9 protein-coding genes are annotated in these 14,187 nt (G+C 71.4%); 8 read left to right on the top strand and 1 reads right to left on the bottom strand.

Going from position 1 to position 14,187, the window contains the following annotated elements; genetic code table 11:
* The 5 genes from STRIP9103_RS29040 to STRIP9103_RS29060 form a co-directional block, all read left to right on the top strand.
* Nucleotides 1-1,301, top strand: a 1,301-nt coding sequence (locus STRIP9103_RS29040; protein ID WP_048821185.1) for a carbohydrate ABC transporter permease, incomplete at its 5' end; no start/stop codon positions are given.
* Nucleotides 1,298-2,224 carry a carbohydrate ABC transporter permease gene (locus STRIP9103_RS29045; RefSeq protein ID WP_009326387.1) on the top strand — a complete coding sequence of 309 codons (927 nt, stop codon included), beginning with the start codon at nt 1,298-1,300 and terminating at the stop codon, nt 2,222-2,224. The genes STRIP9103_RS29040 and STRIP9103_RS29045, both read left to right, overlap by 4 nt.
* A 237-nt stretch (nt 2,225-2,461) precedes the next feature.
* A complete protein-coding gene (locus tag STRIP9103_RS29050; RefSeq protein WP_009326408.1) occupies nt 2,462-4,726 on the top strand; it encodes a bifunctional glycosyltransferase/CDP-glycerol:glycerophosphate glycerophosphotransferase in 2,265 nt (754 codons plus the stop codon).
* 619 nt (nt 4,727-5,345) lie between these two features.
* Complete coding sequence (locus STRIP9103_RS29055; protein ID WP_009326394.1) at nt 5,346-7,607, top strand: bifunctional glycosyltransferase/CDP-glycerol:glycerophosphate glycerophosphotransferase; 2,262 nt, start codon at nt 5,346-5,348, stop codon at nt 7,605-7,607.
* Between the two features lie 5 nt (nt 7,608-7,612).
* The gene (locus STRIP9103_RS29060) at nt 7,613-9,832 is read left to right on the top strand and encodes a bifunctional glycosyltransferase/CDP-glycerol:glycerophosphate glycerophosphotransferase (RefSeq protein WP_009326406.1); all 2,220 of its coding nucleotides are present in this window, start codon (nt 7,613-7,615) and stop codon (nt 9,830-9,832) included.
* A 162-nt stretch (nt 9,833-9,994) separates the two neighbouring features.
* Here the strand turns inward: STRIP9103_RS29060 and STRIP9103_RS29065 are convergent, their stop codons facing one another.
* Entirely contained in the window at nt 9,995-10,408 is a 414-nt protein-coding gene (locus STRIP9103_RS29065; protein WP_009326401.1) for an organic hydroperoxide resistance protein, read from the bottom strand.
* 129 nt (nt 10,409-10,537) lie between these two features.
* Here STRIP9103_RS29065 and STRIP9103_RS29070 point away from each other — a divergent pair, with 129 nt between their 5' ends.
* The 3 genes from STRIP9103_RS29070 to galE all read left to right on the top strand — a co-directional run bounded on the left by STRIP9103_RS29070 (nt 10,538) and on the right by galE (nt 14,076).
* Nucleotides 10,538-11,023, top strand: a complete 486-nt coding sequence (locus STRIP9103_RS29070) for a MarR family winged helix-turn-helix transcriptional regulator (protein WP_009326399.1) — start codon at nt 10,538-10,540, stop codon at nt 11,021-11,023.
* A 360-nt stretch (nt 11,024-11,383) separates the two neighbouring features.
* Nucleotides 11,384-12,976 carry a glycosyltransferase family A protein gene (locus STRIP9103_RS29075; protein ID WP_009326402.1) on the top strand — a complete coding sequence of 531 codons (1,593 nt, stop codon included), beginning with the start codon at nt 11,384-11,386 and terminating at the stop codon, nt 12,974-12,976.
* A 137-nt stretch (nt 12,977-13,113) separates the two neighbouring features.
* Nucleotides 13,114-14,076 carry a UDP-glucose 4-epimerase GalE gene (gene galE / locus STRIP9103_RS29080; RefSeq protein ID WP_009326388.1) on the top strand — a complete coding sequence of 321 codons (963 nt, stop codon included), beginning with the start codon at nt 13,114-13,116 and terminating at the stop codon, nt 14,074-14,076.
* Nucleotides 14,077-14,187 lie beyond the last annotated feature (111 nt).

Below are 14,187 nucleotides of genomic sequence, written 5' to 3' on the forward strand. Positions count from 1 at the left end.
CCGCCGCACCGCGCAAGAGCGTGACGGGTACCCGGCTGTGGGTGGCGGTGCTGTTCCTGCTGCCCGCGCTGGTGCTGCTCGGCGCGCTCGTGGTCTACCCGATCGGGTACTCGGTCTGGCGGAGCCTGTTCGACGCGGACGGCTCGGGCTTCGTCGGTCTCGACAACTACGCGGAGATCTTCTCCGACGACGCCACCCTCATCGCCGTACGCAACACCGCGATCTGGGTCGCGGTGGCCCCGGCGATCGTCACCGCGCTCGGTCTGATCTTCGCGGTGCTGACCGAACGGGTGCGCTGGGGAACGGCGTTCAAGCTGATCGTCTTCATGCCGATGGCGATCTCGATGCTCGCCGCGGGCATCATCTTCCGGCTGGTGTACGAGCAGGATCCGAACCAGGGCGTCGCCAACGCGATCGTGACGTCCGTGCACGACGTGTTCGTCGACGAGTCCGTCTATCCGAAGGCCCGGCCCAACGCCCAGGTCAGTGATCTACGGCCGTCCGGCGGCGGGTCGTTCACGACCGAGGGGACCGTGCGGGCCGGAACTCCCGCCCTCCTCCCCCTCGTCGGCATCGCGCCCAACCGGCTGCCCGGCGACGCGCAGGACGCGAAGGCGGCCACCGGCAGCGGTGTCACCGGGACCGTGTGGCTGGACTTCCGGCTCGGGGGCGGCGGTGAGAAGGGGGCCGTCGACCCGGGTGAGAAGGCGCTGGAGGGTGTCAAGGTCGAGGCGGTGAAGGACGGGAAGGTCGTCGCCACCGCGACCAGCGCGGCCGACGGCACGTTCAGTCTGCCGACCTCGGCCGAGGGGGCCCAACTGCGGCTGCCCGGCTCGAACTTCGCGGCGCCCTACAACGGCATCGACTGGCTGGGCCCGACCCTGGTCACCCCGGCGGTCATCGGGTCGTACGTCTGGATGTGGGCAGGTTTCGCGATGGTGCTGATCGCGGCCGGGCTCGCCGGGGTCGACCGGAATCTGCTGGAGGCGGCGCGGGTCGACGGGGCGAACGAGTGGCAGGTGTTCCGCCGCGTCACCGTCCCGCTTCTCGCACCGGTCCTGGTCGTCGTCCTCGTCACGCTGATGATCAACGTGATGAAGATCTTCGACCTCGTCTACATCATCGCCCCGCAGCCCAGTCAGGACGAGGCCAACGTCCTCGCCCTGCAGCTCTATCTGGTGTCGTACGGCGGCGGGGGCGACTTCGGGCTCGGCAGCGCGATCGGTGTGGTCCTGCTGCTGCTCGTGCTGCCGGTGATGTGGGTCAACATCCGGCGACTGCGGAAGGAGCGCCAGCGGTGACCGCCCTCGAAACCCCCGCCCCGGCACCGGCGCCGAAGAGCCCGGCGGCACACGAGACGCCCGTACGCGCCAAACGCTCGGTGGCCTCCCGGCTCGCGACCCGCGTGGCGGGCGGCGCACTGCGCGTCTTCCTTCTCCTGGTCGCGCTGTTCTGGCTGGTGCCGACCTTCGGTCTGCTGGTGTCGTCGTTCCGCGATCCGACCGACATCTCCACCTCCGGGTGGTGGAAGGTGTTCTCGACGCCCGCCCAACTCACCACCAAGAGCTACGAGTCACTCCTCGCGAACGACGACATCACCAACGCCCTGTTCAACACGGTCTGGATCACCGTCCCGGCGACACTGCTGGTGATCCTGATCGGCGCGATGGCCGGATACGCCTTCGCCTGGATGGACTTCAAGGGCCGCGACTGGTGGTTCATGGTCGTGGTGGGCCTGTTGGTGGTGCCGGTGCAAGTGGCGCTGATCCCGCTCTCCGGGCTCTTCCGGGATCTCGGAATCTTCGGCGACATCACCGGCGTGGTCCTCTTCCACGTCGGCTTCGGGCTCCCGTTCGCGATCTTCCTCCTCCGGAACTTCTTCGCGGAGATCCCACGCGAGCTGCTGGAGGCGGCGCGCCTCGACGGGGCGGGCGAGGTACGGCTGTTCGCGACCGTCGTACTGCCGCTGGCCGCACCGGCGTTGGCCTCCCTCGGCATCTTCCAGTTCCTGTGGGTGTGGAACGACATGCTGGTCGCCCTGGTCTTCTCCAGCTCCGACTCCCAGCCGCTGACGGTCGCGCTCCAGCAACAGGTACGACAGTTCGGCAGCAACATCGAGATCCTGGCCCCCGGGGCGTTCATCTCCATGGTGATCCCCCTGGCCGTGTTCTTCGCGTTCCAGAGGCAGTTCGTGTCGGGTGTCATGGCAGGCGCGGTGAAGTAACCGAGTTCGTCCGCCCCTACCCGTCCCATCTCCCCGGGGGCACAGCCCCGGGGAGATGGGACGGGTAGGGGCGGCGGGGGCGGAAAACCGCGTGAACGAACCGCACACACCCACCAGTTCACCCCCACACGCCCCCCAACCCCAGGGATATCCCCCGTATGGAACACGCAACGTAACCAAATCATCCCATCGGTAGTTTCCGGGCAGTATGCCCGCGCCGACCCATGGATGTCCCCCTTGCCCAGGTTCAGTGTCATTGTCACCGCGTACAAGGTTCAGGCGTACCTGCACGAATGCCTGGATTCCGTGCTGTCCCAGCCCTTCACCGACCTAGAACTGATCGTCGTCGACGACGCCTCCCCCGACGCCTGCGGAGCGATCGCCGACGAGGTGGCCGCCCGTGACTCCCGCGTACGCCGCCCGGTGCGGCTACAGGAGAACGCGGGCCCCGGCGCCGCCCGCAACCGCGGCATGGAACTCGCCCGAGGCGACTACCTCCTCTTCCTCGACGGCGACGACACGCTCGCCCCGGACGCGCTCCAGTCGATCGCCGACCGCGTCAAGGAGACCGGCGAACCGGACGTCCTCGTCCACGGCTTCGCCCGTCTCTCCTGGTCCGGCGAGCCCGTCCGCAACGAACGCGCCCTGCAACTCACCGAACAGCCCCCGGCCCCCTTCCTCCTCGACGACCGCCCGGGCCTGCTGAACGTCACGCCAGTGGCGTGGAACAAGGCGTACAAACGGGAGTTCGTCGAGGACCACGGCTTCCGCTTCCCGCCCGGCATCTACGAGGACGTGCCCTGGACGTACCAGGTCCTGATGTCCGCCGAGTCCATCGCCACCCTCGACCGGGTCTGCGTCCATCACCGCCGACGCCGCCACGGCAGCCTTCTCGACATGACCACACGGGGGCACTTCGACGTGTTCGAGCAGTACGACCGGCTCTTCGCATACGTCGACGAGCGCCCGGAGCTGGCTCACTGGCGCCCGCTGCTGTTCCGCCGCATGGTCGATCACCTCACATCCGTGTTCTCCCGGCGCCACCGGCTCCCGCGCGAGGCGCGCGCCGAGTTCCTGCGTACCGTCGGCGCGCACTGCGCCCGCTACCGCACCCCCGGCGCCCCCGTACGCGCCCGCGCCCGGCTACGGCAGGCTCTCCTCCGGCTCCACCGCACGTACCGCGCCCTGGGGGCGACGGCACGGCTGGCTCGGGGCGCCGGACGGCGAATGCGGGGCCTGGCCCGGCTGCTCCGCGCCGGCGGGCTCCGCGTCCACTACCGCGTCCAGCGCCTGCTCCCGCTGCGCGCCGACCGGGCGGTGTTCTCCGCGTACGGAGGCCGGGGTTACGTGTGCAGCCCGGCCGCGCTGGAGAACGCGTTCCGTACGTACGCGCCGGGCATCCGCACCTACTGGGTCGCCCGCCCCGAGCACCATCACACGCTCCCGGTGGCGACCCGCCGCGTACTGCCCGGCTCCATGGCGTACTGGACGGCGCTCGCCCGCGCCAAGTACCTGGTGAACAACACGGACTTCGACCACCGGCTGGTCAAGCGCCGCGGCCAGATCCTGCTCCAGACCCAGCACGGCACGCCGCTGAAGCACATGGGCCTCGATCTCCAGGACCGTCCGGCGGCTGGGCGCGGCACGGACTTCACCGCGGTTCTGCGCGGCAGCGACCAGTGGGACTACGTCCTGTCCGCCAACCGCCACTCCACCCTCGTCTGGGAACGCGTCTACCCCTCCGCGTACACCACCCTCGAATACGGCTCCCCGCGCAACGACGTGTTCCTGAGGGCGACTTCGACGGACGTGGCCCGCATCCGCGAGAACCTCGGCATCCCCGAGGGCGCGGTGGCGATCCTGTACGCCCCCACGCACCGCGACTACCGCCGCTCCCAGCGCGCCCATCTGGATCTGGAGCGGGTGCTGCGCAAGCTGGGGCCCCGCTTCGTGGTGCTGGCCCGCGCCCACCATGCGTACGAGGCGCCGCTGAGCGACCTGTCCCACGGCCGCCTGCTGGACGTCACCTCCTACCCGAGCGTGGAAAACCTCTGCCTCGCCTCCGATGCCCTGGTCACCGACTACTCCTCCCTGATGTTCGACTACGCCAACCTCGACCGGCCCATCGTCATCCACACCGAGGACTGGGAGGCGTACGAGGCCGCGCGCGGGACGTACTTCGATCCGCGGGCGTTTCCGCCGGGGGCGGTGGCGCGCAGCGAGGACGAGCTGATCGACATCTTCGCGACGGGGCATTGGCGGGGGTCGCGCTCCGCGCAGTTGCGGGCGGCGTTCCGGGAACGGTTCTGTCAGTACGACGACGGGCGGGCGGCGGAGCGGGTGGTGCGGCGGGTCGTTCTGGGCGACACGTCCACCCCCGAGATCGTGCCGCTCGCCGACCGGCATCCGGTCCCCTCGGTGGCCTCGCGCCGGGCGTCGTCCCCGCTGGCGACGGTGCCGGGACAATCCGGCCCGGCAGCGAACGACTCATTGCGCACGTAGCCCCGTTTCTCGCCCCCGCCGCCCCTACCCATTCCCTCCCCATCCAGGGGCAGCTGCCCCTTCGACCCCGCTCCTGGGGGCTGCCGCCCCCAGACCCCCGGTGAGGATGGGGGACGGTTCGCCGGCTGCGGGTGAGTGGGGGCTGGTCGCGCAGTTCCCCGCGCCCCTGAAAACAGGCGCTGCGCCCCGTTTCCCCCGGCCCACAGAACCATGCCCTCCAGTCCCCTCAGCGACGGCAGCCCCCCAGAACCCCGAACAACAACACCAGCCCTCCGAAACCCCGAACACCGCCAGCCCTCCGAGACCTCGGGCGCCAGCCGGTCTCCGAGACCTCGGGCGCCAGCGGGGCTTTCAGAGCTCCAGCCAACCGCAAGCTTCCAGGCCCCCGGCCCACCGCAGGCTTTTAGGGGCGCGGGGAACTGCGCGAGCAACCCCCACTCACCCGCACCCGCCCAACAACCCCATCGGCCCCGAGCTCTCAGGCGGGGGGTCCAGGGGCGCAGCCCCTGGGACTGGCGGGGTCGAAGGGGCAGCCGCCCCTGGGGGAGGGACGGGTAGGGGCGGCGGGAGCGAGAAAAAGCCGGCGAACACCCCACACCCACCGAACCGAAAGGACCGAATGCCCCGCTTCAGCATCATCGTCCCGACGCACGGCGTAGAGGGACACCTCCCCCACGCCCTCAACTCCATCCTCACTCAACCCTTCGGCGACTTCGAACTACTCCCCATCCACGACACCCGACACTCCCTCGCAGAAACACTCCCCACCACCCAGGACACCCGAGTCACCCCCATCGAGTCACCCCCCACGGCCGGCCTCAGCGGCGCCCGCAACACGGGCCTGTCCGCCGCCCACGGCACCTACGTCCTGTTCCTGGACGGCGACGACACCCTCACCCCACCCGCCCTCCAGGCGATCGCGAACAGCCTGACCAGGGCCAAGGACCCCGACGTGCTCTACTTCACCCACGAACGCACCCCTTGGTGGGAGGCCACCCCCACCGCCGTCCACCCCGCCGGCGCCCACACCCCGGCGTGGAGCGCCGCCTACCGCCGGGACTTCCTCACCGAGCACCACCTCACCTTCCCTCCCGGCCACTTCACGGACCTCGCCTGGGGCGGCCTGGTCGCACTCGCCGCCGCCCGCACGGCGGAACTGCGGGACACCCCCTGCGTACGGCACCTGCTGCGCCGCCAGGGCGACCGGCTGAACACCCCGGGCGACCACCACCTGGACCTCCTCGACCAGGTGGAGCTGGTGCTGGTCCGGGCCACGGCCGAACAAGCCCTGTCGGACACGACGTTCGAGCGGCTCTTCGCCGTCGTACTGCGCACCGCCGCGCACCCGACACGCGTCCCCACCCACCACCGCCGCGACTTCTTCCACCGCGCCACCCACCTCTACCGCCACTACCGCCCGACCGGCTTCCGCCCACCCACCGGCCGCCGGGGCATCCAGTACCGCCTCCTCGCGACGGGTTCGTACGCCGCCTTCCGGGCCCTGAGCACGCTCAACCGGACGACGGCCGAAGCCCTCGCCGCCCTCCCCCGCCCCGACACCCCGCTCACCCGCGCCTACCACGCGGCCCAACGCCTCCTCCCCCTGGACAGGAACCTCGCCGTGTACCACCCCTCCCGCCGCCACGACCTCGCCTCCGACCCGGCCGCCCTCCATGCCGAGGCCCGGCGACTCGCCCCGCGCATCCGCTCGGTGTTCCTGGTCGAGCCGGAGGCGGTGGCCGACGTGCCGAAGGACGCCGAGTACGCCGTCATCGGCAGCCGGCGCCACTGGAAGGCGCTCGCCCGCGCCAAGTACGTCATCGGCGCCGCCTGCATCGCAGGCCCAGCCGACGCGGTCGTCAAGCGACGGCCCGGCAGCGTCCATCTCCACACCCACCCCGGCACCCCGCTGAACACGACGGGCGTGGACCGGGCGCCGTACCCGGTGGTGGCCGCCACCGTGGCCGGCACCCCCACCGGGCTCCTCTCGGGCGCGGACCGCTGGGACTTCTCCCTCTCCTCCAACCGTCACTCGACGGAGACCTGGGAACGCGCCTTCCCGGGCTCGTACGAGCAGTTGGAGTACGGCAGTCCCCGCAACGACGTCCACTACAGGGCAACGGCGACGGACGTGGCCCGCGCCCGCCGGGAGCTGGGCATCCCGGACGGCAGGACGGCACTGCTCTACGCCCCCGCCCACCGCGACCACATCACCGGCTTCGACGCCGCCCTCGGCACCGGCCACGACGCCCGGCTCGACCTGGAGGCGTTCTGCGAGGCGGTGGGCGAGGAGTTCGTGGTGCTGGTGCGGACGTCGTACGGCCACGGCCATCGCGTCCATGACGACGACACGGCGGCGTACAGGCACGGGCACGGGCACGGGCGCATGCACAGGGGCGAGGACGGGGGCGGGGACGGGGACGGGCACAGCGGCCGGATCATCCTCGTCCCCCGGCACCACTCCACCGAGGACGTCTGTCTCGCCGCCGACGCGCTGATCACCGACTACTCGTCCCTCATGTTCGACTACGCCCACCTGGACCGGCCGATCGTGGTGCACGCGGAGGACTGGGAGGTCCACCGGGAGATCCGGGGTGTGTGCCTGGATCTGCCGTCCGTACCGCCCGGTCATGTGGCCCGGACCGAGCGGGAGTTGGCGGAGCTGTTCCGTGACGGCTCCTACACGGACGCGGAGGCGGCGGCGCTGCGGGCGGAGTTCCGGGAACGGTTCTGCCAGTTCGACGACGGGCGGGCGGCCGAGCGGGTCGTACGCCGGGTGTTCCTCGGCGAACCGCCGGAGAGCCTTCCGCCCGTCGTCCCGCTCGCCGAGCGCACCCCCGCCCCCGCCCCACGCCCCGCGGCCACCCTCGTCAGGAGTTGACGCACGTGCCCCGATTCAGTGTCATCGTCCCGGTCTTCAAGGTCCGGGGTTTCCTGCGTGAATGCCTCGACTCGGTGCTGGAGCAGTCGTACCGCGATCTGGAGGTGATCGCCGTCGACGACTGCTCGCCGGACGGCAGCGGCGAGATCCTCGACGCGTACGCCGCCCGCGATCCGCGCGTACGGGTGCTGCATCTGCCGGCGAACGTGGGCCACGGCCCGGCCCGCAACGCCGGACTGCCGCACGCCACCGGGGACTTCCTCCTCTTCCTCGACAGCGACGACACGCTCACCCCGGGCACCCTGCGCGCGCTGGCCGACCGGCTGGACGAGGCCGGTGACCCCGATGTACTGGTGTTCGACCACGTCCGCACGTACTGGTGGGGCGGGACGCACTGGAACGAGCTGGCGCACGTGCTGAGGTCGGTCGGCGACGGCACCTTCACGGTCGCGGAGCGCCCGGAGATCCTCGATCTGCCCACGGTGGTGTGGAACAAGGCGTATCGGCGGGAGTTCGTCGAGGAGCACGGGTTCCGGTTCCCGCCGGGCTGCTACGAGGACACGCCGTGGACGTTCCCGGTGCTGCTCAGCGCGGGACGGATCGCCACGCTGGACCGGATCTGTGTGGCGTACCGGCAGCGGCGGCAGGGCGGCATCCTGTCCACCGCCGGCCGGCAGCACTTCGACGTCCACGACCAGTACGAGCGGGTGTTCACGTTCCTGGACTCCCTTGAGGACGCGGCGAGTCGGCGGTCGTATCTGCGGCGCAGGATGGCGGCGCACTGCCTGGAGATCCTTGACGCGCCGGACCGGGTGCCGGCGCGGGACAAGGGGGAGTTCTTCCGGCGGACGGCCGGGCTGTTCCACAGATACCAGGGCGACGGCTGGGAGCCCGTGGCCCCCGAGCTCCGGGTGCTGGAGGGTGGCTGGGCCGCCTATCGGGCCCGGCAGCAGGTCCTGCGGCTGCGCACGGCGTTCGACGCGGGTGGCGAGCGGGTGCGGGCGGCGGGGGTCGCGGGGCTGCGGCGGGGCTGGTCCCTGATGCAGGAGCGGGTGCCGCTGGACCCGCACCTCGCGGTGTACTCGGCGTTCTCGCACCGGGGCGTGCTCGGCGACCCGGCGGCCGTGTACCAGGCCGCGCGTGAACTCGCGCCGCACATCCGCGGGGTCTGGGTGGTGCGGCCGGAGCGGGTGGCGTCGCTGCCCGCGGGCGTCGAGTACGTGACGCCGGACTCGCCCGAGTATCTGCGGGTGACCGCGCGGGCCACGTACTTCGTCAACAACGTCACCTGGCCCGACACCCTGACCCGGCGCGCGGGCAGCGTGCACATCCACACCCATCGGGGCACGCCGCTGAAGTTCATGGCCGCCGACCTGCTGCACAAGCCGGGCGCCCGGCTCGGCATGGACGTGCCCCGGCTGCTGCGCCGGGCCGACCGCTGGGACTACAGCCTGGTCGCCAACCGCCACTCGGAGCTGGTGTGGAGCAGGGCGTACCCGTGCGGCTTCACCTCGCTGCGGACCGGCAGCCCGCGCAACGACGTCCTCGTCAACGCCGGGCCGGACGACAGGGGCGCCGCGGTCCGGGCGCGGCTCGGCATCCCGGCGGACCACACGGTCGTCCTGTACGCGCCCTCGCCCCGCGACTACCGGCGCGGCGGACACGTCGAACGCTTCGACCTCGCCCGGTTCGCCGAGGATCTGGGCCGCAGCCTGGGCGACCGCCACACCCTCGTCGTACGACTGCATCCGTCCCTCGCGGACGGCCCGGCGCGCGGCTTCGGGCTCGCCGAACTGCACCGGCGGGGCGTGCTCGTGGACGCGACCGACGAGCCGCACGTCGAGGAGGTGATGCTCGCCTCCGATGTCCTGGTCACGGACTACTCGGCCCTGATGTTCGACTACGCCAACCTCGACCGGCCCATCGTCATCCACGCCGACGACTGGGGCGCCTTCTCCGCCGGCCGGGGCGCGTACATCGACATCACCGCCGACCCGCCCGGCCATGTCTCCCGCTCCTACCGCGAGTTGGCCTGGCTCTTCGACTCCGGGCAGTGGCGGGACGCCGAGTCGGCGCGGCTGCGGGCCGGGTTCCGGGAACGGTACTGCGAGTTCGACGACGGACGCGCGGCGGAGCGGGTGGTGCGGATGCTGATGTCGGGAGAAACGGCCGCCGTGGCCGCCGCCCCGGCCCCTCGACGTGAGTCGTCACTCGTGTCGTCGTGAGGGCGCGTGCGTGGATCGCTCCGTGGGGGGGGGTGGTACGGAGCGATCCACGATCCGACGGTCAGTGGGGGCTGGTCGCGCCCGTGCGGCGGAGCCGCACAGTGGCACAGCCCCGCGCCCCTTTCGGGGCGCTGCGGCAAGCCCTCTCCGAAATGGTGCCGGTTACTCGATCACCAGCTCGACCGGGATGTTGTTGCGGGTCGCGTTGGAGTAGGGGCAGACCTGGTGGGCCTGCTCGACGAGCTTGCGGCCGGTGGTCTCGTCGACGGTGTCGGGCAGCTCGACGCGGAGGGTGACGGCCAGGGCGAAGCCCTCGCCCTGCTTGCCTATGCCGACCTCGGCGGTCACGGCGGCCTCACTGACGTCGACCTTCGCGGCGCGGCCCACGAGACCGAGCGCGCTGCCGAAACACGCGGCGTACCCGGCGGCGAAGAGCTGCTCCGGGTTGGTGCCCTGCCCGTTGCCGCCCAGCTCCACCGGCATGCTCAGCGCGAGGTCGATCTTGCCGTCGTTGGTGAAGGCGCGACCCTCGCGGCCGTGGGTGGCGGTGGCGACAGCGGTGTACAGCGCGTCCATGGGAAACCCATCCCTTTCACAGTTCACATCAGGTCCGGCGGTGCGGTCCGACCGCCGTTCGCGAACCCAAGTAGAGCACACAATTCAATTGTCCACAACTAAATGACGGACACGAGGTATCCTGGAGCCATGACCACCAGCGCCGCCCCTACGCCCGAGGAGATCTCCGAGGACGACTTCCTCCGTCTCGACCGGCAGATCTGCTTCTCCCTGCACGCCGCCTCGCGCGCCTTCAACGGCGTCTACCGCGTCGTGCTCAAAGAGCTGGGGATCACCTATCCCCAGTACCTGGTGATGCTGGTGCTGTGGGAGCACGGCGAGCTGCCCGTGAAGAAGCTGGGCGAGCATCTGCGGCTCGACTCCGGGACCCTGTCGCCGCTGCTCAAGCGCCTGGAGGCGGCCGGTCTCGTACGTCGTGAGCGCAGCGCCCGCGACGAACGGTCCGTGGAGGTGCGGCTGACCGAGGAGGGCACCGCCCTGCGCGAGCGCGCCCTGGCCGTACCGCGCCGGATCGTCGCCGCGACGAGCTTCGACCTCGACGAGATCCGGGACCTGCGGGACCGCCTGGACGAGCTGACCGAGGCGCTGGACGAGGCGGCACGCGCTGGGGCGTGAGCGCCCCCTCAACCCCGACGCCTCACACTCCGACCCAAGCCGGCCCACCACCGGACCGGGCGTGGCTGTCCGCTGACGCTCGCCCGCAACGGCCTGCCGACGCTCGCGGCGGCCCCGTCGTTCACGCGGTTGCGGCGGGGCACCGCCATGCGCCCGGCCGCGACCGAGCCGACCGACGTGACCGTTCTCAGCCGCCCGGCCATTCCCAACCACCCGGCCTTCCCCGGCCGTCCACCCGACCCGACGGAATCCAACACACCCGAGCGGAACCCCGATCCCACCCGCGCCATCTTCCCCACGGGGCCGCGAAGCCTCTCGTAAGGGCGTATTCCGCGCAAAACTCTTCGGTCCGGGGCAACCATGGCTCTTCAGCAGGCGCAGGTCACCGTCGTCGTCATCGGGTACGACGACGCCGCTCATGTGGCGGACGCGGTGCGCTCGGCGCTCGCACAGGGCCCGGCCGTGGGCGAGGTGATCGCGGTGGACGACTGCTCGACGGACGGCAGCGGGGAGTTGCTGGAGCGGCTGGCCGCCGACGAGCCACGGCTGAGGGTGATCCGGCGGCGGACCAACAGCGGCGGCTGCGGCACCCCGCGCAACGAGGGGCTGCACGCCGCGAGTTCGCCGTATGTGATGTTCCTGGACAGCGACGACGTGCTGCCGCCGGGTGCCGTGGACGCGCTGCTGGGCGCGGCCGTGGCGGACGACGCGCCGGTGGCGGCGGGGCTGTGCGTGCGCAAGGAGCTGCCGTCGGGGCGCGAGACGCCGTGGCAGCCCGAGTTGTACGACCGGCGCACGCTGGTCGCGCACCCGGACCGGCGCGTGCGCCTGGTCGATGACACCCTCTGCGTCAACAAGCTCTACCGCACCACCTTTCTGCGCGAGCGCGGCATCCGCTTCCCCGAGGGGCGCTTCCCGTACGAGGACTTCGTGTTCGTCGCGCGCGTGCTGGCCGCCGGACCGCGCATCGCACTCGTCCCGGACCCGGTGTACGTCTGGCACGTACGCCGCTCGGCGGCCAGGCTGTCCATATCCCTCGACCGTTCCGACATGGCCAACTGGCGGGCGCGGATAGACGCCCACCAGCTGTCGTACGACATCCTGCTGGGCGCCGGGGAGAAGCAGCTGGCGCGGGCGGCGCGAACGCGGTTCCTGGACCACTCGCTGCGGATGTACACGCGCGAACTGGGCCTGCGGGGCGCCGACTACCGGCGTGAATGGTGGGCGCTCACGCGGGCGTACCTGGCCTCCTTCGACGAGAGCGACTTCGCGCCGGCGCCCGCGCCCGGCCGGGTCGTCGCCCGGGTGATCCTCGCCGCCGAGGCGCCCCGCGACCTGGCCCGCCTCAAGGAGATGGCGGCCCGCCCCTCCCGGCTGACCCCGCCGTACGCGCGCGCGGGCGACGGTTCTCCCATCTGGGCGGCGGATCTGCCCGAGGTGGAGCTGGACCACCTCCTCGTCCGCCCCGTCCCTCTGCTGCCCGCCACCGTCGACGCGGAGCTGCGGCCACGCGCGCGGGGGACCGTCCTCCAGCTGCGCCTGCACGAGCTGTACGGGCGGCTGGCGGACGCGGGCCCCGAGGCCGTGGAGGCGGAGTTCGTCGAACGGGACGACGGGCGGGTGGGGTTCACCGCCACGGCGCCCTTCGAGGCCCACCCAGCATTCGAGAGCTGGCTGGCGGAAATACCCGTGGACCTGGCGGCCTTGGGCAGCGGTACCTGGGATCTGAGGCTCCGGCTGCGCTTCCAGGACGGCACGCACCGCGAGACCACCGCCCACGCGGTCGCGGGCGCCGGGCTCCTGCGCCGGAGCGCGCTGCCGAGCGCACGCCACGGCGTACTCCTCGTGCAGCCGTACGCGACCCACGCGGGAGCGCTCGCCGTACGCCTCGCGCCCGGTTGGCGTGGATTGACCGAAGTCGTACGCCGTCATCTCAAACGCCTGCTTCACTGATGACCGACAGTGATCCGCCGACCGACACGCGGTCCGCTGATCACGGGACCCGCCGATTCGTCATCCACGAACTCAGAACCCACACGAGAACCCACACGAGAACCCATACGAGAACCCATACGAGGGGACGGTCGTCCATGACCTGGCTGATCACCGGTGGCGCCGGCTACATCGGGGCACACGTCGTGCGCGCGATGCTCGACGCGGGCGAGCGGGCCGTCGTCTACGACGACCTGTCCACCGGTATCGCCGAACGAGTGCCCGAGGGCGTGCCGTTGGAGGTGGGCTCCACCCTGGACGGGGAGCGCGTGGCGCGGGTGATCCGGGACCACGGCATCGACGGCGTCGTCCATCTCGCGGCGAAGAAGCAGGTCGGCGAGTCCCTCGAACTGCCGCTGCACTACTACCGGGAGAACGTCGAGGGCCTGCGCACCCTGCTGTCCGCCGTCACCGACGCCGGGGTGCCCTCCTTCGTCTTCTCGTCCTCCGCCGCCGTGTACGGCATGCCCGACGCGCACCTCGTCACCGAGGAGACGCCATGCGTGCCGATGAGCCCGTACGGGGAGACCAAGCTGGTCGGCGAGTGGCTGGTGCGGGCCACGGGGAGGGCGACGGGCCTGTCCACCGCCTCCCTGCGGTACTTCAACGTGGCGGGCGCGGCCACCCCCGAACTCGCCGACGTCGGCGTCTTCAACCTCGTCCCCATGGTGTTCGAGAAGCTCACCGAGAACGCCGCGCCCCGTATCTTCGGCGCCGACTACCCGACCCCCGACGGCACCTGCGTCCGCGACTACATCCACGTCGTCGACCTCGCCGAGGCCCATGTGGCGACCGCGCGGCGGCTGCGCCAGGCGCCGGGCACGGACCTCACCCTCAACATCGGGCGCGGGGAAGGCGTTTCGGTCCGCGGGATGATCGACCGCATCAACGCGCTCACCGGTCACGACATCGCCCCGGTGGTCGTGGAGCGCCGCCCCGGCGACCCCGCCCGCGTCGTCGCCTCCGCCGACCGCGTCGCCACCGAGCTGGGCTGGAAGGCACGGTACGGCGTCGAGGAGATGATCACGTCGGCGTGGGCGGGCTGGACCCTGCGTCATTGACGTTGCGCGCGTAACGGCCCTCTTGGTACCAACGACTGACCGGCGTGCCCGTGCGACAGCCGTGAAGTCCCGCTCGGAGCGGGAACCATTCGGTACCGGTTGCGCGTGTGT

The sequence above is a fragment of the Streptomyces ipomoeae 91-03 genome (genome assembly GCF_000317595.1).
GTDB lineage: Bacteria > Actinomycetota > Actinomycetes > Streptomycetales > Streptomycetaceae > Streptomyces > Streptomyces ipomoeae.

Excerpts from the sequence above, each read along its gene's own strand:
- STRIP9103_RS29055 (WP_009326394.1), top strand. The coding sequence starts at position 5,346 with ATGCCCCGCTTCAGCATCATCGTCCCGACGCACGGCGTAGAGGGACAC.
- STRIP9103_RS29065 (WP_009326401.1), bottom strand. The coding sequence starts at position 10,408 with ATGGACGCGCTGTACACCGCTGTCGCCACCGCCACCCACGGCCGCGAG.
- STRIP9103_RS29070 (WP_009326399.1), top strand. The coding sequence starts at position 10,538 with ATGACCACCAGCGCCGCCCCTACGCCCGAGGAGATCTCCGAGGACGAC.
- STRIP9103_RS29075 (WP_009326402.1), top strand. The coding sequence starts at position 11,384 with ATGGCTCTTCAGCAGGCGCAGGTCACCGTCGTCGTCATCGGGTACGAC.
- galE (WP_009326388.1), top strand. The coding sequence starts at position 13,114 with ATGACCTGGCTGATCACCGGTGGCGCCGGCTACATCGGGGCACACGTC.